We start from the raw sequence: 25,440 nt of genomic DNA, 5'->3' as shown, positions 1-25,440 counted from the left end.
AGGAGTGAATGAGATGAATGACATGCAGTTATATGATTTAACAAATGCGCAGAAGCGTATATGGTATACCGAATTACTCTACCCAGATACGTCAGTGTCACAGCTTTCCGGTACAGCTAAGATGAAGGGGCATATCCATATCGCTGCCTTCATGCAGTCTATTAATTTGATTATCAAACAGTATGATGCGTTCCGTATTCGTATTACCTCAGTGGATGGAGTGCCTCAACAGTATGTCGTTCCTTATGAAGAAAGACAGTTGGAGTGCCTGGATCTTTCCCACTATGAAAGTATATCTGAGGTGGAAGCCTTACTTGAGCAACACAAAAGCAAACCCTTGCCCCTGCTGGATTCTGAGCTATTCCAGTTTTTAATTGTGAAGATTAGCGAGGAAGAGTATTGGATTAATATCAAGATGCACCATATTATTTCTGACGGAATATCAATGGTGGTCTATGGCAATCAGCTGACAGCGTTTTACATGGAGTTAATTCAAGGAAAAGAACCGAAGCTGGGCGACGATTGCTCGTATATTCAATATATTGCGGATGAAAATGCATACGAACTTTCTGACAGATACCAGAAGGATAAGGCATACTGGCTGAATCAATTTTCTGATTTGCCTGAGCTTACGGGTTGGAAGTCATATAATCCATTGTCTTTAAGCACCCACGCTGTTCGGGAGCATTTTACTGTACCAGAAGTGCTGTATCACGAGCTGCAGGCATTTTGCCAACAGAACAGAATTTCCTTGTTCCAGTTCTTCATGGGTGCGATGTATATCTACATACACAAAATGACGAATCAGCCGGATGTGGTGATTGGAACTTCGTTCGCTAACCGGGGGAACAAAAAAGAGAAGCAAAAGATAGGTATGTTCGTCAGCACCGCTGCTGCCAGAACATACGTCAAAAAGGATATGGATGTGCTGAGCTTCGTGCAGGATGTAGCCAGAGATCAGATGTCAATCCTGCGGCATCAGAAGTATCCATACAATCAGTTAATTCAGGATCTTAGAGAAATGCATGGCAACAAGGATATTCAGCGGCTTTTTGGCGTTTCAATGGAATATCGTCTTATCAATTGGGTTGATTTGGATGATGTGCGTATTTTGACAGATTATGATTTCTGCGGGGATGAAGTGAACGATTTCGTACTTCATATCGTAGAGATCCTGGATGAAGGCGAACTGGTACTGGATGTCGATTATCGGACGGAGCTGTTTGAACGCAGCGAAGTTAAGGACATGGTTTCCCAGTTGCTTACGATCGCCGAGCAGATCATTCATTCACCTCAGCTTTCTATCGCAGAGGTAAACTTATTGGGCGAACCCGAAGAGCAATCCATTTTGGCTCTTTCGGAAGGCGCTGCAGTCGATTATCCACGTGAGAAGACCATCCATGGCTTATTCGAAGAACAAGCCGAGCGCACGCCAGATCACGTAGCCGTTCAGATGGACGAGCAGAGCATTACATACCTAGCTCTAAACGAGCAGGCTAACCAGCTTGCGAGATATTTGCGCTCCGAGGGAGTAGGGGCAGATACGCTCGTAGGGATTATGGCTGACCGTTCCTTGGAGATGGTCATCGGGATGTTGGCCATTTTGAAAGCAGGGGGTGCCTATGTACCGATTGACCCCGATTATCCGGAAGAGCGTATCCATTATATGCTGGAGGATTCAGGTGTCCGTCTGTTGCTCACCCAAAGTCATCTGTGGGAGAGTACCACTTTTGACGGAAAGCTTGTGAGTCTGGACGATTCTGTAACGTATACAGGAGATGCCTCCAATCTGGAGAGCATTTCGGGACCAAACCATCTGGCCTATGTCATCTACACGTCGGGTACAACCGGCAAGCCGAAGGGCACGCTGATTGAGCACAAAAATGTAGTTCGACTGCTCTTTAACGATAAAAATTTATTTGATTTCACCTCTCAGGATACGTGGACGCTATTCCATTCGTTCTGCTTCGATTTCTCCGTTTGGGAGATGTACGGAGCGCTTCTTTATGGAGGGAAATTGGTGATTGTTCCATCTCTCACAGCCAAAAGCCCAGCAGCTTTCCTGGAGTTGTTGAAAGATAACCAAGTCACCATTTTAAATCAGACGCCGACGTATTTTTATCAGGTGCTACAGGAAGAACTAACGCACTCTTCGACAGAGCTTGGCCTTAGAAAAATCATTTTTGGTGGAGAGGCTTTAAGTCCATCTCTTCTGAGAAACTGGCGGGTCAAGTATCCTGATGTGCAGCTGATTAATATGTACGGAATTACGGAAACAACGGTCCATGTCACCTACAAGGAAATCACGGAACATGAGATTGAAGCGGGGAAAAGCAATATTGGCAGAACGATCCCCACACTTAGCGCTTACATTCTCGATGAGCAAAGACGCTTGCAGCCTGTTGGGGTTCCGGGAGAGCTATACATTGCGGGGGACGGTCTTGCCCGTGGGTATTTGAATCGGCCGGATTTGACGTCTGAGAAATTCGTTGAACATCCGTATCGGGCGGGAGAGCGGCTGTACCGAACGGGGGATCTTGCTCGTTGGTTGCCTGATGGCAATATTGAATATTTGGGGCGGATCGACCATCAGGTCAAAATTCGCGGCTATCGAATTGAGCTTGGCGAGGTAGAAGCCCAAATTCTCAAGGCTCCGAACGTACGGGAAACGATTGTCCTCGCACGGGAAGACGAACAGGGCCAAAAATTGCTGTGCGCCTACTATGTAGCCTCCAGTGATCTTTCGCCGGGGGAATTGCGGTCTCAGCTGGCAGCGGAACTCCCCGCTTACATGATTCCTTCTTATTTTGTCCGGCTGGAGCAAATGCCGCTTACGCCAAATGGCAAACTGGATCGCCGTGCGTTGCCGGCTCCTGAAAGCAGCGTACAATCCGGCGAGGCTTATTTGGCTCCGAGAACTGCTGTGGAAGCTCAGATGGTACTCATTTGGCAAGATATCTTGGGTGTTACCCGCGTTGGTGTCAGGGATAATTTCTTTGAAATTGGGGGTCACTCCTTGCGGGCAACAGTGCTCGTTTCACGGATTCACAAAGAATTGGGATGTAGCATTTCGCTGCGTGAGGTGTTTCAGTCACCTACAGTCGAATCCTTGGCGCAACTTGTGAAGAAACACATTCCAACCATGTACGAATCCATCCCACAGGCGGCGGAAAGCGAAGCTTACCCAGTGTCCTCAGCGCAAAAGCGGTTATACGTGCTGAGACAGATGGACGGGGGAGAGCTCAGCTACAATATGCCAGGGGTCTTCACGGTGGATGGACCGTTGGATCGCACGCGGCTGGAGTCTGCGTTCCAGGCACTGATCCAGCGCCATGAATCCCTGAGAACCGGCTTTTATATGCAGGATGGAGAGCTTGTTCAGCGTGTGCATAGGAATGTGCCGTTCGTGTTGAACTACACAGAGGCTTCGGTGGAGGAGACGGATACGCTCATTCACAGCTTTATTCGTGCCTTTGATCTGAGTCAGGCTCCATTACTGCGTGTTAGCTTGGTGAAGCTCCAGGAGGAGCGTCATCTGTTGCTGTTTGATATGCATCACATCATTTCAGATGGGGTTTCTATTCAAATATTGATAGAGGAACTTACTCATTTGTATCAAGGAGAACAGCTACCAGAGCTGCACATCCAGTACAAGGATTATGCCGTATGGCAACGGGAACAGTCAGAGAACCAATGGCAAGATTTTGAGAAATATTGGCTGCAAGCCTTTGAAGGAGAGTTGCCAGTATTGGATCTGCCTACAGACTTCCAACGACCTTCGGTTCGAAGCTTCGAGGGAAGCCGAATTGATTTTACATTGGATGAGTCTGGAAATAAGGCGATACAAGAGCTTGCATCCCGTACAGGTACTACACTGTATATGGTATTGCTGGCTGCTTATTCGGTACTACTGCACAAATATACAGGACAGGAGGACATCGTCGTAGGTTCTCCAGTAGCCGGAAGGCCGCAGGCTGAGCTTGAGGGTATCATCGGAATGTTTGTCAACACACTGGCCTTGCGCAGCTACCCGGCAGGAGATAAAACCTTTCAGGATTATCTTCTGGAAATCAAGGAAACAGCGCTCAAGGCGTTTGAGCATCAGGATTACCCTTTTGAAAAATTGGTCGAAAAGCTGGGCGTAGGACGTGATGTCAGCCGCAATCCGCTCTTTGACACCCTATTGGTATTACAAAATACCGAGCAGGAAGAGCAGGAAATGGACGGAGTGCACTTTACTCCTTACTTGATGGACACCGTCACAGCCAAATTTGACCTGTCCCTCAATGTAGAGGAGAAGGGCTCAAAATTAGCCTTTGGCCTCGAGTATAGTACGGCTTTATATCGCCGTGAAAGTGTAGAGCGACTTGCAACGCACTTGCTCCGGATTCTGCACGCAGTCTCGGCCAATCCCCAGTTGCAACTGGCCGAGATAGAAATGATCACACCGGAGGAGAAAGTACAGATCGTTGAAGTATTTAACGCGACATCGACTCCTTATCCAAGCCACAAGACCATTCATGAGCTGTTCGCAGAACAAGTCAAGCGTACACCGGAGCAGACGGCGCTTGTATTCGGCGATGTCCAGCTAACGTACCTTGAATTGGAAGACAAGGCGAGCCGATTGGCCCAAACACTGCGTCGTTTGGGAACGTTAAGGGAGCAGCCTGTGGCCGTGATGGGTGGACGAAGCATCGAAATGGTCATTGGTATGCTCGCGGTGCTTCAAGCGGGTGGAGCCTATGTGCCTATTGATCCTGATTACCCGGAAGATCGGGTGCGTTATATGCTTAATGATTCGGACGCCAAGCTATTATTGGTGCAAAAGAGCGAGCTTATAAATGTAGACTACGGTATACCGATTGTCGATCTTAGCAGTGAAGAGGCTTATGCAGCTGAACCTGCCCAGCCGGAGACTGCTCAGGGATCGCAGGGGCTTGCTTATGTCATCTATACATCGGGTACGACGGGTAGACCGAAGGGCGTTATGGTGGAACACCGGAACGTGGTTCGCCTGGTCAAAGAGACCAACTATGTGGAGCTGAATGAATCTACGCGGATTTTGCAAACGGGAGCAGTGGCCTTTGATGCTTCTACATTCGAGATATGGGGAGCTTTGCTTAACGGTGGACAGCTCTATTTCGTAGAGAATGACGACATTCTGATTGCCGATAGGCTCAAAGCAGCTATTGCCAAGTACGGGATTACGACATTGTGGCTTACTTCACCGCTTTTCAATCAGCTTTCCCTGCAGGATGAGTACCTGTTCAGAGGGCTCAAAGCATTACTAGTCGGCGGTGACGTACTGTCCATATCTCATATGAATCGTGTAATCGAGGCTAATCCTGATCTTGTCCCTATCAATGGCTATGGTCCGACAGAGAATACGACCTTCTCCACCACCTACGAGATTCCAGGCCGTGCCGAAGGGGTCGTACCGATTGGTCGCCCAATTAGTAATTCGACCGCTTATGTGGTCAATGGATCGCTGCAATTACAGCCTATTGGTGCTTGGGGTGAACTCATTGTCGGCGGTGAAGGTGTAGCGCGCGGATATCTCAATCGTCCTGATCTCACAGCAGAGAAATTTGTCCCTAGTCCTGTGAAGGACGGAGAACCCTGCTACAGAACTGGGGATTTGGTACGCTGGCTTCCAGATGGGAATTTGGAGTTTAAAGGAAGAATTGATGAGCAGGTCAAAATACGTGGTTACCGCATCGAACTCCCTGAAATCGAGGCCCAACTGGCCAAGGTGGAGTCAGTAATCGACGCCGTAGTGGTCGTTCGCGCGGATGAGCTTGGAGAGAAGCAGCTTTGCGCTTATTATGTGGCGGATCGTGCGCTCACGGCAGGCGAACTACGCCTTGCCCTATCGCAGGTACTTCCGGGCTATATGATGCCATCCTATTTTATTCAGATGGATCGTATGCCATTAACGTCAAACGGAAAAGTGGACCGCAGGTCTCTGCCGGCTCCGCAAGTAGGTGCGCATACAGGACGGAAGTATACAGCTCCTCGTACACCGGCCGAAGAAGCTTTGGCGTCTGTCTGGCAAGGGGTGCTGGGTGCCGAACAGGTGGGTATCCATGACAATTTCTTTGAATTGGGTGGAGATTCCATCAAGGCCATTCAGGTGTCGTCACGGTTACTGCAGGCCGGCTATCGGTTAGAGATGAAGCAACTGTTCAAATCGCCAACCATTGCCGAGCTAGGCGCGGAAATACAGACGGCTGTGCACATGGCTGAACAGGGAGTTGTGCGTGGAGCGACTCGCTTGACTCCAGTCCAACAGTGGTTCTTTGGCCGGAAGCAGTCAGAGCCTCATCACTTCAATCAAGCGGTTATGCTGTATCGTGAACAGGGGTTTGAGGAAAAGGCCTTGCATCAGGTGCTGAGAAAACTTGCTGAGCATCATGACGCCCTTCGTATGGTTTTCCGTCAGACAGAGCATGGCTACGAAGCTTGGAATCGTGATCTTGAAGAAGGAGAGCTTTATAGCCTGTTCACCGCTGATTTACGGAAAGAATCCGATCCAGTTGCAGCTATTACCTCGCTGTCGGATGACATTCAGCGCAGTATCAATCTGGCAGAAGGTCCACTGCTGAAGTTAGGACTTTTCCATTGTCAGGATGGAGACCACCTTCTGATCGTGATCCACCATTTGGTGGTAGATGGAGTATCCTGGCGGATTTTGTTCGAGGACATCGCAGCAGGCTATGAGCAGGTGATTCAAGGCCAAGCACTGACACTCCCGCAGAAGACGGATTCCTTCCGTGACTGGGGTGACGCCCTTGCTCGTTATTCGGAAGGCCCTGAAATGGAGACTCATCGGGCGTATTGGAGAGAGCTGAAGGATCAGCCACTCGAACAGTTGCCGAAGGATGAGGCTGTGGAAAGCCTTCTTTTACAGGATAGCAAAGTAGTAACAGCACAATGGACTATAGAAGAAACCGACCAATTGTTGAGAAAAGCCCACCGTGCTTATCAAACAGAGACGAATGATTTGCTATTGACTGCTCTAGGCATGGCGATATCCAAGTGGTCTGGGATCGAAAAGGTTGCTGTGAATCTGGAAGGGCACGGTCGTGAGCCGATTATACCGAATATTGACATCACCCGTACCGTCGGCTGGTTTACAAGTCAATATCCGGTGATTTTAGACTTGGGGGATAACTCGGAAGTGGCCTCCTTGATCAAGTCTGTGAAAGAAGGGTTGCGCCGAATTCCGAACAAAGGTATTGGCTACGGGTTGCTTAAAACGATGGCAAGTCAGTTGGATGAAGACAGCTTCAGCTTGCAACCTGAGATTTCTTTTAACTACCTGGGGCAATTTGATCAGGATTTGCAAGGAGGCTCATTGCAGATCTCTCCTTATCCGACCGGAAGCGCGCAAAGCTTGTTGGAGGAACCGGCCTATACGCTAGATATCAATGGCATGGTGACGGACGGAGCCCTGACTCTGACGATGACTTATAACGGAAAACAGTATAAGTCATCTACGATGGAACAGCTCGCTGGATATATTGAAGAAAGCCTGCGGGAGCTTCTCCAGCATTGCGTAACCCAAGAAAAAACCGTATTGACACCAAGCGACGTGCTTGCGAAAGGTCTAAGCATTGCCGACCTGGAGGAGCTTTCTAAGCAAACGAGCCACATTGGCGATATTGAGAATGTATATAGTCTGACGCCGATGCAGAAGGGCATGCTGTTCCATGATATGTTTGAGCCGCGTACAGGCGCTTATTTTGAGCAGGCTGCTTTTGACTTTAAAGGTAGCTTTGATCCGAACGCCTTCGGACACAGTCTGGATGCAGTGGTGGAGCGTCATGCCATCCTGCGCACGAACTTTTACAGCGGATGGGGCAGCGAGCCTTTGCAGGTTGTATTTCGGCACAGAGGCGCTAAATTGGTGTACGAAGACCTGCGGGAGATGAATGCATCGCAGCGTGAGGCTTACCTGAAGACATTTGGTGCTAAGGACAAAGCACGGGGCTTTAACCTGGCTGAAGACGAGCTTCTTCGTGTATCGATTTTACAAACAGATGAAGAGAGCTTCCGTCTCTTATGGAGCTTTCACCACATCGTCATGGATGGGTGGTGTGTTCCGTTAATTACGCAGGAGGTATTTGAACACTATTTTGCCCTTCTGGAAGGAAGAGAGCCGCAGCTGGCAGAGGTTCATCCGTACAGTCGATATATCGAATGGCTGGAACAGCAGGATGAAGCAGCTGCGTCCAACTATTGGAGCCGATATCTGGCCGGTTACGAGCAGCAGACGCTTTTACCTCAAGTCGGTGGAGCAAGTAAGGGAGAAGGCTATGTAGCAGAAAAGCTGAATTATCCTCTCAGCAAGGAATTAACTGAGCGCCTTGAAAAGGTGGCCAGGGATGCTCATGTCACGATGAACATATTGCTGCAGTCCCTCTGGGGCATTGCACTTCAACGCTATAACGGTAGCCGGGATGTCGTGTACGGAAGTGTAGTATCAGGCAGACCAGCAGAAATTCCGGGCATTGATCGGATGATTGGTTTGTTCATCAATACGATTCCTGTTCGTGTGAAGACAGAGGAGAATCTCCCCTTCACGGTTCTGATGAAGCAGCAGCAGGAACAATATATGGCTTCTCATATGTATGATACCTACCCGTTGTTTGAAATTCAGGCTCAGACGGATCAGAAGCAGGATCTCATCTCTCATATTATGGTGTTTGAGAATTATCCTGTGGAAGAGGAAGTAGAGCGTCTGGGTGGTGGCGAGGCTGCCTTTGAGATTGAGGAAGCGGAGCTTCTTGAACAAACGAATTACGATTTTAACTTAATTGTTCTACCGGGCAAAGAGATGAGATTGTTGTTCCAATACAATGCGCTCGTCTATGATCCAGCCACGATCGAGCAAATCAAGGGCCACTTGTTCCACCTGATGGAACAAATTGTGGAGAATCCTGCAATTTCCGTGGATGCTCTAGAATTAGTCACGCCGCAGGAGAAAGAACAGATTCTGAACGTATGGGGAAATACACCATGTATTTACGAGCAATGTAACACGTTCCACGGGCTGTTGGAGGAACAGGCGGGACGAACGCCAGACGCGACTGCCCTTTTGTTTGGGGACGAGATGCTGACCTACGCCGAGCTCAATGCAAAAGCCAATGGACTGGCGAGAAGGCTCCGTACTCAGGGAATCAAGACGGGAGATCTGGTGGGACTGATTGCTGCACGGTCGCTCGAAATGATCGTTGCGATCTACGGCATTATGAAAGCCGGGGGTGCCTATGTTCCAATCGATCCAGAGTATCCGAAAGAACGAATCAGTTACATGCTTGAAGATTCCGGGGCGAAGCTGATCCTTACACAGGCCCATCTCTTGGAGCATCTCGGATGGACGGAAAATGTTTTGCTGCTGGATGAATCATCGACCTATGATGCCGACACCTCGAATTTGGAGGCTACTGCCGGCCCGGATGATCTGGCTTACGTGATCTACACTTCAGGTACGACGGGTCAGCCTAAGGGCGTATTAGTCGAGCATCGGGGACTACCCAATCTTTCGGACGTATACGGGACACACTTCGAAGTTACACCGCAGGATCGGATCGTTCAGTTTGCAAGCCTGTCGTTTGATGCATCGGTTTCGGAAATTTTAACGGCGCTGAGCCACGGGGCTGTTCTGTGCATCCCTTCTCCACAAGATATTTTAGATCATGCCCTGTTCGAGCAGTTCATGAACGATAAGGGGATTACGGTAGCGACTTTGCCACCCGCTTACGCTATCCACCTTGATCCAGAGCGTTTGCCAACACTGCGGTGCTTGCTAACCGCTGGATCGGCCGCATCGATCGAGTTGATCGAAGAGTGGAGGAAGCATGTACGTTACTCTAATGGCTATGGCCCAACAGAGGACTCCGTATGCACCACAATCTGGTCTGTCCCGGACAGTGAGGGGGCAACGGATATTGTATCTATTGGACGACCTATTGCTAACCATAGTGTGTACATCTTGGATGACCATTTTAGATTGCAACCTGTCGGTGTAGCTGGAGAGCTATGCATTTCGGGTATCGGGTTAGCGCGGGGGTATCATAACCAGCCTGAGTTAATGGACGAGAAGTTTGTGGACAATCCATTTGCTCCAGGAGAGCGTATGTATCGGACGGGTGACTTGGTTCGCTGGTTACCGAATGGAACCATCGAGTACTTAGGTCGAATAGATCACCAAGTCAAAATCCGCGGCTACCGTATCGAGCTAGGCGAGGTAGAAGCACAAATGCTCAGAGTGCCGTCCGTTCAGGAAGTCGTGGCCATGGCTGTAGAGGGCAATGATGGCTACAAAGATCTAGTCGCTTACTTCGTAGCCGCTCAGAAACTTGAGGTATCCGAACTTCGGGCCGTCCTGTCGGAGATGTTACCTGGATATATGATCCCTTCCCGCTTCATACAAATGGACGATATGCCTCTGACGTCGAACGGAAAAATCGATCGAAAAGCGCTGCAGGGCGAGCGTGGATGGGCAGTTGCTTCATCTGAGGCTCCAAAGACACCTGTAGAAATGCAATTAGCCCAAATCTGGCAAGAGGTGCTAGGTGTAGAGAATGCGGGAGTGAAGGATAATTTCTTCCATTTTGGAGGTCATTCACTGCGTGCAGCCCTGCTAGTCTCACGAATTCGCAAGGAAATGAATCGAGAGATTAGTCTGAGAGCAGTGTTCGAGTCTCCTACTATTGAAGGATTGGCCCGTGCTATTGAGGGCTATACACCGCTGAATTTCGAAGAAATTCCTACAGCGGGAGCGAGAGAGCATTATCCATTGTCCTCTGCCCAAAAACGACTGTTTATTCTAAGTCAGCTGGAAGGTGGAGAGCTGAGCTACAATATGCCAGGTATTCTTACCGTTGAGGGAGCTTTGGATCGGGAACGACTAGAGCAGGCATTCCGTCGTCTGATTCATCGTCATGGTTCGCTGCGTACTCGTTTTGTGACCGTGAACGGTGAACCTGTACAGCAGCTCCTGACGGATGTTCCGTTTGCTGTGGAATATGCGGAGTTGAGCGAGGAAGAGGCAGGAGCTACCCTTCAGCAGTTCGTCCGTCCTTTTGATCTGGGTGTAGCTCCATTGCTGCGGGTCGGCCTTATTCGAATTGCACATGAGCGCCATTTACTATTGTTTGACATGCACCATATTGTCTCAGATGGGGTTTCTATGAATATTCTCATAGAAGAGTTTCTCCGCTTCTACCAAGAGGAGGACGTACTTCCTGAGCTACAGATCCAGTACACAGACTATGCGGTATGGCAGCAAGAGCAGCTCGGAAGCGAGCGTCTTAAGGCCCAGGAGGCTTACTGGCTGGATGCTTTCCGCGGAAGCTTGCCAGTGCTGGATTTGCCAGGAGATGAAGTTCGTCCTGCGGTGCGAAGCTTTGCGGGCGATCGAATCGACTTCCAAATTGATTCTTCTCTGAGTGCTTCACTTCAGGAGCTGGCTACCCGAACGGGTTCCACTCTGTTCATGGTACTGCTGGCAGCCTATACAGCGCTCTTGCACAAGTACACAGGTCAGGAAGATGTCATCGTCGGTTCACCTGTGGCAGGAAGATCCCATGCGACACTCGAAGGCCTCATCGGTATGTTCGTCGGCACAGTGGCACTTCGTACTTATCCAGAAGGAGAGAAGCCTTTCGAGGCTTATCTGCAGGAAGTGAGGGAAACAGCGCTGCGGGCCTATGAAAACCAGGATTACCCGTTCGAGGAGCTGGTAGAAAAGCTGGAGCTTCAGCGTGATTTGAGCCGTAACCCACTATTTGATACCATGTTTGTCCTGCAAAATATCGATCAGGGAGAACAAGAAATAGAAGGATTGCGCTTCACTCCTTACGATAATGTACATCCGGCTGCCAAGTTCGATCTTACGTTGACCGTGAGTGAAGAAGCAGACGGGGCATTGAACTGCACGCTTGAGTATGCGACTGCGATCTACAAGCAAGAGACTGCTGATCGGATGGCAGGCCACTTTGTACAGCTTATTCGGGAAGCCATCGCCAATCCGGCACTGCCGTTGTCATCCCTTGATATCGTGACACCTCAGGAAAAATCAAGGCTGATGAAAGCGCCGGACGAAGCCAAGGCAGATTATCCTCGTGACAAGACGATCCATGCGCTGTTCGAGGAGCAGGCCGCACGTACTCCGAATGCAGTGGCAGTCGTATGTGAAGATGCAACCCTGTCCTACATCGAGCTGAACGAGCGGGCCAATGGACTTGCCCGAACGCTGAGGGAACGTGGTTTGCAACCAGACGGTTTGGCTGGAATCATGGCGGATCGTTCCCTTGAAATGGTGGTCGGAATTTTAGCCATCTTGAAAGCAGGCGGGGCCTATGTCCCTGTAGATCCTGAATATCCAGAAGACCGCATTCGCTTTATGCTTGAGGATTCAGGAGCCAAGCTACTGCTGACACAAGCGCATCTGGAGCAACGGGTCTCCTTCGCCGGGGATATCGTAAGTCTGGACAAAACGGCTTCCTACAAGGAGGATGTCTCAAACCTGGAGTCTGCAGCCGGACCGGGGAATCTTGCCTACGTCATCTACACATCGGGTACGACAGGCAAGCCAAAGGGAACACTGATTGAGCATAAAAATGTAGTTCGCTTGCTCTTTAATGATAAAAATATGTTTGACTTTGGTCCTCAGGATACGTGGACACTGTTCCATTCATTCTGTTTTGACTTCTCTGTATGGGAAATGTACGGAGCATTGCTGAACGGAGGACGGTTGGTCATCGTTCCATCGCTTACCGCGAAGAATCCAGATCGTTTCTTACAATTGCTTAAGGATCAGAAGGTCACCGTTTTGAACCAGACACCGACTTACTTCTACCAGTTGCTACAGGAAGAGCTCGGTCATCAGGCGGCAGAACTGAGCCTCCGTATGATTATCTTCGGTGGAGAGGCATTAGCTCCGGCCCTGCTCAAGGACTGGAGAACGAAGTATCCGCAAGTGCAGCTCATTAACATGTACGGCATTACCGAAACGACCGTGCATGTAACCTACAAGGAAATTACAGAGTTGGAAATTGAACAGGGCCGCAGCAATATCGGCACCACGATTCCGACGCTGCGAGCGTACATTTTGGATGAACAACGCCGTCCACAGCCGATGGGCATTCCAGGTGAACTCTATGTGGCGGGCGTAGGTCTGGCGCGAGGTTATCTGAACCGACCGGAATTGACGGAAGAGAAGTTTGTCGCTCATCCGTTCGAAGCAGGCGAGCGTATGTACCGCTCGGGTGACTTGGCACGCTGGTTGCCGGATGGCAGCATGGAGTATTTGGGACGGATTGACCATCAGGTAAAAATCCGTGGTTACCGTATTGAGCTAGGCGAAGTGGAAGCGAAGCTGCTCCATGCTCCGTCTGTAAGAGAGGCCGTTGTGCTCGCCCAAGAGGATGGAAGTGGACAAAAAGTGCTTGTCGGCTATTTCACAGCCGATCAGATGCTGACGGTAGGAGAGTTGAGAAAAGCCTTGGCTGCCGAACTGCCGGCTTATATGATTCCATCTTACTTTATGCAATTGGAACAGCTGCCTTTGACACCAAATGGCAAACTGGATCGCAAAGCGCTTCCGGCTCCGGAGGCCAATGTGCAGACTGGAGCGGTTTATGAACCGCCAAGGACGAAGGCTGAGGAAGCTTTGGCTTCCGTATGGCAAGGTGTGCTGGGAGCACAGCAGGTCGGCATCCACGATCATTTCTTCGACCTGGGTGGTGACTCCATCAAGGCGATTCAAGTGTCCTCGAGATTGTTCCAAGCTGGATATAAATTAGAGATGAAGGATCTCTTCAAATATCCGACAATTGCCGAGCTCAGCCCGTATCTTCAGGCAGCCGGACGTACAGCGGAACAGGGCGAAATTAAAGGTGCAGCAGAGTTAATGCCAATTCAGCGCTGGTTCTTTGAACGCCATACAGCGGAGCCGCACCATTATAATCATGCCGTCATGCTCTATCGGAAAGACGGCTTTGATGAGGCTGCACTCCGATTGACAATGGACCAAATTGCGATCCATCATGACGCGCTGCGCATGGTTTTCCGGCCTACAGAAGCTGGATACGCAGCTTGGAATCGGGGAACGGATGAAGGCGAGCTCTACACATTGGACATTGCTGATATGCGGCAGGCGGAAGACCAGACAGCTGCGGTTCAGGCCCAAGCCAATGCCATTCAGGCAAGCTTTGACTTGGAAGGTGGCCCACTGTTCAAGCTAGGCCTGTTCCATTGTGAAGATGGCGATCATTTGTTGATTGTCATTCATCACCTCTTGGTTGACGGTGTGTCCTGGCGCATCCTGTTTGAAGACATTGCAACAGGATACGAGCAGGCGTTGAATGGACAAACGATTGTTCTTCCGCAAAAGACCGATTCGTATCTTGTATGGTCCGAGCAAGCGGCGAAGTATGCAGCAGGTCCTGCCCTGGACGAGGAGCGTTCATACTGGCAGCAGATTGAGGAGACGCTTCTGGCTCCACTGCCCAAGGATAAGGATCAGGAGCCAGGCACCGTTCGGGATACCGAGTCGGTTACGGTAACGTGGTCTGCTGAAGAAACAGAGCTGCTGTTGCGACAAGCAAACCGGGCTTATCATACGGAGACGAATGATTTACTCTTGACTGCTCTGGGAGCAGCTATTCAGCGCTGGACAGGCATGGAGCAGGTTCTGGTTAACCTTGAAGGACATGGACGGGAAATGATCATACCAGATCTGGATATTACCCGTACCGTGGGCTGGTTCACAACTCAGTACCCTGTTCTGCTGAACCTGCAAGATGGGCAGGAAGTATCTACCCGGATCAAGCGCATCAAGGAGAATTTGCGAGAGGTTCCGCACAAAGGTATCGGCTACGGTCTGCTGAAATATATGGCACCGGAAAAAGACACTCGATTCAGCGTAGAACCAGAAGTTTCCTTCAACTACCTTGGACAGTTTGACCAGGATTTGGAGGGGAATGCTCTTAGCTTGTCTACACATTCAGTCGGTAAGGCGCTCAGCGATCTCACACCACAGCAATATGCTCTGGATGTGAATGGCATGATTGCTGAAGGACAGCTATCACTGACGATTACGTACAGCAACAGGCAGTATCGTAACGAGACGGTGAGTCATTTTGCTGAATTATTACAGTCAAGCCTTAGTGAGGTCATCCGGCATTGTGTAGCTCAGGAGTGTTCACAGCTTACACCTAGTGATGTTCTGTTCCAAGGATTAACATTGGAGCAGCTTGATCGACTTACGGCGCAGACGGCTCATATCGGAGAGATTGAGGATGTGTACAAGCTGACGGCAATGCAGAAGGGCATGCTGTTTCACAGCCTGCTGGAGCCGGATTCCTCTTCATACTTCGAACAGGCAACGTTTGAGATGCGTGGCAGCTTCGATGTAGATATCTTCTTCGAGAGCTTCCAGGCTTTGGTGCAACGACATGCCATACTACGTACCGGCTTTTACAACAACATTGCGGATGTACCGCTGCAAGTTGTCTTTAAGCAACGGTTAATCCCTCTGCACTACGTAGATTTGCGCGACGCATCTATGCAGGAACAAGAAGCCCGGATCAAGGCTTATATTGCTGAAGATATGGTTAAGGGGTTCAGCTTGTCAGATGATCCGCTGATGCGAGTGACCGTCTTGCAGAAGGATCAAAGCTGTCTTGTATTGTGGAGCTTCCACCATATTGTTATGGATGGCTGGTGTATCCCGATCATTACACAGGAGCTGTTCGATTATTATTCTGCCAAGAAACAGCAATTACAGCCTGTCCTGCCGCCAGCTCAGCCCTATAGCCGTTATATCGAGTGGCTTGATGCACAGGATGATCAAGAAGCTTCAACATATTGGAGCCAATATCTCGAAGATTATGACGGGAATACCGTATTGCCGGAAGGTAAAACGAAATCTCAAGCCAAAGAAGCGGGCTATGTCCTAAAAGAGCATGTTCTCCATCTGGGTGCATTTTTGACCGGTAAAATGGATGTTGTCGCGAAGCGCAATCACGTGACCGTCAACACACTCATGCAGACAGCTTGGGGACTGATTCTTCAACGTTATAATGCCAGCTCGGATGTCGTTTTCGGCGGCGTTGTGTCGGGTAGACCGGCTGAGATTGCAGGGATCGAGAATATGGTGGGTCTGTTTATTAATACAGTACCTATCCGTGTACAGTCATCCAAAGACGAGGCCTTCGTCGAGGTAATGAAACGTACACAGGCACATTCGTTGGCTGGTCGTGCCTACGACACCTATCCGTTGTATGAGATTCAGGGGAAAACAAGCCAAAAGCAAGACCTGATTTCTCATATTATGATCTTTGAAAATTACCCGCTTGACGAGCAGGTGGAGCAATCGGGTAATCAAACAGAGGACAATCTTGAAGTCGCCAACTTCACCATGTTTGAGCAAACTAACTATGACTTTAACCTGGTGGTCATTCCAGGCGAAGACATTAAGGTCTGCATTCGCTACAATGCTTCGGTCTACGAGCAAGAAAGCATTGTGCGAATCGGAGGACATTTATTGCAAATGCTCGATCAGGTAGCTACTCATCCGCAAGCGACGATACAGGAACTGGAGATTGTAACATCTGAGGAACGGACAAACCTGCTTGACTGGGGTGGCAAGGCTCATGTCTACCCAAGTGATCAGGGCCTGCATACCTTGTTTGAGGAACAGGTGGCCCGTACGCCGGATAAGATCGCGGCAATAAGCGGCGACATCCAGATCACATATCGGGAGCTGAACGAGCAGGCGAACAGACTAGCTTCCACCTTGATAGCCCAAGGACTACGGAGTGAACAAGTAGTGGGGCTGTTGGCGGATCGGTCAGTGGAACTGCTGGTTGCCATCATGGGGGTACTCAAAGCGGGTGGAGCCTATGTACCGATTGATCCTGAATATCCGCAGGAGCGGATTCAGTATATTCTGAAGGACTCTGGCGCTGAGATTCTGCTCACACAGAGCCACCTGACGAAACTAGCTTCCTTTGAGGGAATGGTTATGGAGTTGGATTCTCCGCACATCTACGGAGACGGAGTGAATAATCCTAATATTCCTGTGAGAGGAAACGATTTGGTGTATCTAATCTATACTTCGGGTACAACAGGAAATCCGAAGGGAACCATGATTAACCATAAAGGAATCGTGAACTACATCTGGTGGGCAAATAAAGTCTATTGTGCAGGGCAACCAACGGACTTCCCACTGTATTCGTCCATTTCGTTTGACTTGACGATGACATCAATGTTTACTCCGTTAATAAATGGAGGAATAGTACGGATTTATGATGGTATAGATAAAGCGGAGGTTGTTCAGCATATTTTGCGCGAAAATGCGGTGGATATTCTCAAGCTGACGCCGACGCATCTCAGTCTGATTAAAGATATGACCATCCCGGTAGAGAGTCGCATTCAGCAGCTTATTGTGGGTGGAGAGAATCTGACCACACATTTGTCAAAAACGATTACCGACCTCTTTGGTGGCAATATCAAAATCTACAATGAATACGGTCCAACCGAAACCGTCGTCGGTTGCATGATTCACCTGTATGATCCTGCGAAGGATACACGGGAATCCGTACCGATTGGTTTGCCGTCAGACAATATATACATTCATATCCTGGATGAACAGCTTCGTCTCGTACCGTTAGGTGTGGAGGGCGAAATGTACATCGCCGGGGACGGGGTAGCCCGTGGATACCTGAACCGTCCGGATCTTACCGCAGAAAAATTCATTAGGAATCCGTTCGCTGCGGAAGGAAATATGTATCGCACCGGAGATTTGGCTCGTCGCCTTCCTAATGGAGACATTGAGTACATTGGGCGTATTGACCATCAAGTCAAAATACGGGGCTATCGTATTGAGCTTGGTGAGATTGAGGCCAAGTTGCTGGATATGCCCCTTGTCGAGGAAGCTCTCGTTGTTGCGTGGGCAGACGCCAATGGACAGAAGTCTCTGTGTGCTTACTTTGTAGCGGATCGCGAAATGTCTGTCAGCGAGCTGAGAAACGAACTGTCTGCCGGACTGCCTGCATATATGATTCCGTCTTACTTCGTACAACTGGACGTGATGCCTCTGACACCGAATGGCAAACTGGATCGCAAGGCACTGCCTGAACCGAACTCGGGTATAAAGGCGGGAGCAGACTTTACCGCTCCGCGGACGGATGTGGAGAACATTTTGGCTTCAATCTGGCAAGGTGTACTTGGCGTGCCGCTTGTCGGCATTCATGATAATTTCTTTGAACTTGGAGGTGACTCGATCAAATCCATTCAAGTATCCTCAAGGCTTCTTCAAGCAGGCTACAAGCTTGAAATGAAGGATTTGTTCGGTTATCCGACAATTGCAGAGTTGGCGCAGCGCGTTAGTGTGGTCAGCCGAATTGCGGACCAAAGCGAGGTACACGGATCGGTAAGACTGGGACCTGCTCAGCACAGATTCTTCGATGAACAGTCAATGGATCTGCATCACTTTAATCAGTCGGTCATGTTGTACCGACGGGATGGCTTCAATACCGATGCGCTCGCCGAGGTTGTTCGGACAATTGCAGAGCATCATGATGCTTTACGACTGGTGTTCCGCCAAGGAGAGCAGGGATTGGAGGCCTGGAACCGGAGCGTAGGTGAGGGTGAACTCTATAGCCTCCAAATCCACGACCTGCGGGATGAGACAGACCCGGCTTCAGCAATAGAAGCGGGTGCGGAAGCCATTCAGCGCAGCATCTCTCTGGAGGATGGACCTCTCTTTAGACTGGGTCTGTTCCGCTGTGCGGAAGGCGAACATCTGTTGATCGTTATTCATCATCTGGCTGTGGATGGCGTATCCTGGCGTATCCTCTTTGAGGACCTGCAGGAAGGCTACGAGCAGGCAGCACGTGGAGAAGCAGTCAAGCTTCCGCAGAAGACGGATTCGTACCGTGCATGGGTTGAGGGAATCACACAATTTGCTAACAGCCCGGCGGCTGAACAAGAACTCAGCTATTGGGCAGAGGTAGAAGGAGATGGCTTTGTCCCTCTTCCCAAAGACAAGGTAGATGGCGCACTTCTCATCAAGGATAGCGAGGCTATCACGGTCAGATGGTCACCAGAAGAGACAGAGCAGTTCCTGAAAGAAGCGAACCGTACTTACAATACGGAGGTCAACGATCTGCTCCTGACAGCCCTTGGTATGGCTGTTCACGAGTGGACGGGAATCGAACGTGTAGGCATCCTTCTGGAGGGACATGGGCGGGAGCCTGTTGTACCGGAACTGGATATTACTCGCACAATAGGCTGGTTTACAAGTCAATACCCTGTCGCCCTTGAGATGGACGGGGAATTGGAGATCGGGGCCAGAATCAAGCATGTAAAGGAAGGCTTGCGTCGTATCCCGAACAAAGGTGTCGGATATGGGATTTTGAAATATTTAAGCGACAGTCCCGATACCTCCTCCTTCTCGGCTGAACCGGAGATTACGTTCAACTACTTGGGTCAGTTCGATCAGGATCTTGCAGGAGGGACGATGGAAGTATCGCCTTACTCCGTAGGACCTGAGGTCAGTGAGCAGATGGTGCAGCATCAGGCATTGAACATTAATGGACTGATTGCCGAAGGGCAGCTTCAACTCTCGGTCAGCTATAACCATCATCAGTTCCACCGGGAGTCCGTGGCTAAGTTTGTTGGCATTCTGAAGAACTGTCTTAGTGAAGTCATTGGACATTGCGTAAGTAAGGAAAGAACAGAACTAACACCAAGCGATGTACTCCTCAAAGATATCAGCTTGGAAAAGATTGAGGAGTTAGAAGAGCAGACACGGCATATCGGTAGTATTGAGAATATGTATAAACTGACGCCGATGCAAAAGGGGATGTTGTTCCACAGCTTGCTGGAGGCTCATTCAGAGGTCTACTTTGAGCAGGCCACATTTGAAATTCAGGGAGTGTTCTATCCTGAGGTTTTCAAACGCAGCTTACAGCAACTGATGAAACGGCATGCCATATTGAGAACGAATTTCCATGCTGGATGGGGCGATTTCCCTATACAGATTGTGTTCAAAGAAAGAGCATGCGATTTCGTATACGAGGATTTGCATGAGCTGGATTCCGCTGAAATAGAAGCGCGTCTTGCAGCTTATGTTGCCCAAGACAAAGCAAGAGGCTTTGATCTTGCGAATGAAGCCTTGCTGCGTGTTGCTATTCTACGTACTGCAAAAGAGCATTACCATCTGTTGTGGAGCTCTCATCACATCATTTTGGATGGCTGGTGTATGCCACTTGTGCTCCAGGAAGTGTTTGAAACATACGGAGCTCTACGTGAGCAAAGGGAACCTGAGCTTCCTGTAGCAGCATCGTACAGCCAGTACATTCAATGGTTGGAGAAACAAGGCGAGGAAGAGGCATCCTCTTACTGGAGAGGGTACCTGAAAGGCTACGAGCAGCAGACGAAGCTGCCACAAGCCATCACACAGCCATTGGCAAAAGCAGAGGCCTATGTGTCGGAGAAGCTGGTATTCACGTTGGATGCGGAACTGACCGATCGCCTGGAACAGGTGGCCAAACAGCATCAGGTGACAATGAATACGCTGATGCAAGCAGCCTGGGGAATCGTGCTGCAGCGCTACAATAGAAGCCAGGATATCGTCTTCGGAAGTGTGGTATCGGGAAGACCTGCCGAGATTCCGGGTATCGAAAGCATGATCGGTCTCTTCATTAATACAGTTCCAGTTCGGGTTCAGGCCGAGGGAAGCGATACGTTCTCCCATGTGATGAAAAGACAGCAGGAATTATATTTGGCAGGACATGCTTATGATTCCTATCCGCTCTATGAGATTCAAGCACAGAGCGAACAAAAGCAAGATTTGATTTCTCATATTATGGTGTTCGAAAATTACCCGGTAGAAGAGCATCTGGAAGAGAAAATTGCCAGTGAAGAGGCTGAATACAAAATTACAGATGTTCAGATGTTTGAACAGACGAATTATGATTTTAACCTTATTGTGCTGCCGGGACGTAGTCTGGAGTTCTTGTATCGATATAATGCTCGCGTCTATGACCGGGAGAGCGTGGAACGGATTCAAGGACACTTGACGAGAATTCTGACAAGCGTATCTGTACAACCTGCTATCCGTATTGATGAGCTGGAACTGATCACGCCAGAAGAGAAATCACAAATAATAGAGGTGTGGGGAGATACAGTAGCTCCTTATCCGCGTGAGCAGACCCTCCACGGCATATTTGAGGAAAAAGCTGCGCTCACACCGGATCGTACAGCACTTGTTTACGGAGAAACGAAGCTTACCTATGGAGAACTTCATCAGCAGGCGAACCGTCTTGCACGTACACTGCGTGCCCAAGGGGTCAGACCGGACCAACCAGTTGGCATCATGGTCGAGCGCTCGCTTGAGATGATCATTGGTATCCATGCCATTCTAAAAGCTGGTGGGGCCTATGTACCGATTGATCCGGAGTTCCCAGAAGACCGTATTCGCCACATGCTGGAGGATTCGGGGGCGAAGCTTCTGCTGACGAAGAACCATCTTAAAGATCGGTTCCCGTTCACTGGCACGATCCTGGCACTTGATGATCCGCAGGCGTACCATGAGGATAGCTCGAATCTGGAGCCAATTGCGGGGCCGGAGCATCTGGCGTATATCATTTACACGTCAGGTTCAACCGGCAAGCCGAAAGGTGTAATGATTGAACACCGCTCTGCCGTCCATACGCTGAGTCAGCTGGAAGCTGAATATCCGATGTTGGCAGGCGACCGTTTCCTGCTCAAAACGACATTCACCTTTGACTTCTCTGTGCCAGAGCTGTTCTGCTGGTTCTTTGGACAGGGGACTCTCGTGATCCTGCCACAAGGCGTGGACAAAGACCCGATGGCACTGCTGGAGGCTGTGGATACGAACCGAATCACGCATCTTAATTTGGTGCCATCGATGCTCAGTGTGCTCGTTCAATACTTGAAAGAAAGCGGCACCCAAGGATTCCTTACTCTGAAATACCTGTTTGCCTGCGGCGAGACGCTGCCTGCCAAACTTGTAGAAGAGTACTATAAAGTATCTCCACACGCAGTACTGGAGAATATCTATGGTCCTACCGAAGCGGCCGTATATGCGACCCGATATACAACTAGCCCTGAGACTGCGGCTCTAACGCATGTGCCGATCGGCAAACCGTACGCTAACGTCCAAGTATGGATGATGGACAGCGCTTCTCAGGTATCACCTGTGGGGGTACCGGGAGAACTCTGCATTGCAGGCGAAGGGGTAGCGCGGGGGTATTTCAACCAGCCGGACCTGACGGCAGAGAAGTTCATTCCTCACCCGTACAAACCGGGAGCACGGATTTACCGAACGGGCGATTTGGCCCGATGGCTGCCAGACGGGAATATTGAGTATTTGGGACGGATCGATCACCAGGTAAAAATCCGGGGTTACCGCATTGAGCTGGGAGAAGTGGAGGCACAAATTCTGAGGGTGCCATCGGTGCAGGAAGCGGTTGTTCTAGCACTGGCTGACTCCAGCGGAAGTACTCAGCTTTGCGCATACTTTGTGGCCGAGGAAGGGCTCGCAGCGGGCGTATTACGCGAAGCACTGGGCAGCGAGCTGCCAAGCTATATGATTCCGTCTGCTTTCGTACAGCTCGCACAAATGCCGCTGAATCCGAATGGCAAATTGGATCGCAAAGCGCTACCGGCACCAGAAATCCTTCTGCGGAGCACAGCGGAGTATATCGCGCCACGTACGCAGACAGAAGTCGAGCTCGCTCAGATTTGGTCCGAGGTGCTCGGCGTACAGGAAATCGGGATCAGAGATCATTTCTTTGACCTTGGGGGCCATTCCCTGAAAGTATTGGGCTTGATCCAAAGGATCTCGTCTAATATGGGCGTCCATCTCCCACTCCAGGCCGTGTTTAATCTGCCGACTGTGGAAGAAATGGCGCATGAAATTTTCAAGCTGCAGGCAACAACTACTGCCGACGAACAAGAAATGGAAATTATCCACTTCCCAGGGAAAGGAACGCTTAAAGTATTTTGCTTCCCTCCTCGGGTAGGTCACTCTCTGGGGTACTATGAGATGGCCAAGGAGCTGGATGGGCTTTGCGAGGTGTACGGGATGGAATTTATCGGCGATCGTTTTCAGGGCCAAGATATGCTGGATCGATACATCGATGCCATCGTGAACATTCAAGCCGAGGGCCCATATGTATTCCTTGGATACTCACTTGGAGGAAATCTCGCCTTCGAGGTAGCTAAAGCTATGGAAAGCCGAGGCTACCATGTTGGTGACATTATTATGGTAGATGCTATGAGAAAGATGTCCAAGGATGAATCGACACCTGAGGAGCTTGAAGAGATTGTCGAGACGGTGCTGGATAGCATTAGGGAGCAGTACAAAGTATTCCTCGCCGATCCAGCCGACAGGGAGCGAGTCATGGACAAAATGTTGGTGTACTCCACCTACCGCGATGAGCTTATTAACGCAGGTGAAGTTCATGCGAATATCCATGCTCTGATTGCGGAGGATGATAGTATTGGTCCAGATACATCATTAGATAAATTGTTATGGCAACAGGCGACGCATGGTCAATACAAAGAATACGAAGTCATCGGAACGCATGATGTGCTGCTTGATTCCGGTTTTGTCGGGGAAAATGCTAAAGTACTGAAACAAATACTTGGTAAAATTGCAGAAGCCTCATCTAAAAACAAGCCTATTCTGTCCTAAGATCAATCAACGAGAATAGTATAGGGTAGCAAAGACGCCCGGATTCCTTTATATAGAAGGAACTCGGGGCGTCTTTTGTTTTTTTATGCTGTCCTTAACATATAAAGTCCCTAATTGTCTGCGTATGCTCTAGACATGGTTGACTGAAAATGACTGGTGTCGGTGATGAGTTCACGGATGACCTGGATGACAAGCTCCGGTTGATCATGGATGATCATATGCTCGCTCTTCTTGGCAACAATAAATTTGCTGTTTGTAGAGATGTTAAGCATCTCGCGCTGTCCCATTTGCCAGCTTTGTTCGATCTGATCATTTCCGCGCTTACTAATACCGAACTGAGTCAAATCTTGTTGAACGCCCCGGGCAATTACACGTACAGGGAGGTTGCCCAGATGCTGTCCCCGTATGGCATCTTCGGTAGTGCTTGCTAGATCACCTTCCTCCGCAACAGATCGAAAGTACTTAGAAGAAGCGACAATATTCACAAAAGAGTTTCTATCTTGATATTCGACTCGACCCGTTAGCATAAAATTGGGAAACAGGCGAAATGCTCCTGACTTTTCTAGGAGAATGGATATTAACGGGGAGGGATTGACCTTAGGTCGTTCTTTGGCATAGATCTCATTTGTCCGGCGAGCGTCATTCTCAGGCCTGGCATCCACCAGAACCAATCCTGCCACTTCGTCTTTGTAGGTCTGCGCGTACAGTCTTGAGTACATCCCTCCGAGAGAATGGCCTACCAGGATATAAGGAGCTTGGATGTCTGCGTTTTTTAAGGCGAGATGAAGCTCCCGAACGATGTTTTCCCCGGTTCGTGGAGTAGCAGCCTCCTCGCTCCAGGCATAGCCTGCCCGGTCATAGGATACAACAGTGGCGAATGATGACAGCTTTTCAGGAATATCCCTCCAGGACAGGCTACTTTCCCCACTCCCTGATTCAAGCAATATTGTCGGAGAGCCGTTACCGAGTTTACGAATATGAAGTCGATAGCCCCCGGCATCGACTAATTCCCCCGGAGGCGGGTATTGTGATTTATCCTTTTTGGATGCAATCCACTCATACACAAATCCAGAGATCACGAAAAGTAGTAAGCAAGAGATGATAAGAAACACAATTCTCGTCCATGTTCGCCTTCGTTGTTTCATTAGAAAATCTACTCCTCTATATAGCTATAATTAATCATTACCTAAAGTTGCGTGCAACAAAGCTGCATCGTATGGTTTGTTGCTAGCTCCTTATCTTTTTTACCCATCCTTTCTTTGTCAAACCATCAATATTAAAGAAAAAACAGAATATGCACTTGAGTTGTAATAGCAACACACATGTCCGAGATAGGTGAATGAATGGATCTCACGGCGTTCTTAGATGCGGTAACTAAGTCCATTGGGCAAAAGTACAGGAGTACACAGGATCTCATTACAACAATACAAATAGTAAAAACAATTCATTAAAAAAGGGTTGCATTTAAATATTCAGAGTGGTATACTCTAATTCCGGCCAAGAAATACAATAGCGAGCGAGTGTTACAAAAAAAAGATTTTAAAAAATGCTTGCAAAGTTGGTTCGGACATGATATGATATAAGAGTTGATGAAGCGATAAACTTAATCAACAGAAAAGAATGTTTGATCTTTGAAAACTGAACAACGAGTGAGTAAAACGATTTTGTTCGCAAAATCAAACAAGAGATATTTTTTA

General features: G+C 49.3%; 2 protein-coding genes. One reads left to right on the top strand and one right to left on the bottom strand.

What is annotated here, in order from left to right:
* The first annotated feature begins 13 nt into the window (after positions 1-13).
* Positions 14-23,743, top strand: a complete 23,730-nt coding sequence (locus G9G53_RS23830) for a non-ribosomal peptide synthase/polyketide synthase (RefSeq protein ID WP_165150698.1) — start codon at positions 14-16, stop codon at positions 23,741-23,743.
* Positions 23,744-23,853: 110 nt separating this feature from the next.
* Here G9G53_RS23830 and G9G53_RS23825 read toward each other — a convergent pair whose 3' ends face one another.
* On the bottom strand, positions 23,854-24,888 hold the full coding sequence (locus G9G53_RS23825; protein WP_165150688.1) for an alpha/beta hydrolase: 1,035 nt from the start codon (positions 24,886-24,888) through the stop codon (positions 23,854-23,856).
* Positions 24,889-25,440 lie beyond the last annotated feature (552 nt).

This window comes from Paenibacillus sp. EKM206P, from assembly GCF_011066155.1.
Lineage (GTDB): Bacteria > Bacillota > Bacilli > Paenibacillales > Paenibacillaceae > Paenibacillus > Paenibacillus polymyxa_D.
This window is presented reverse-complemented; position numbering and strand designations above follow the sequence as displayed.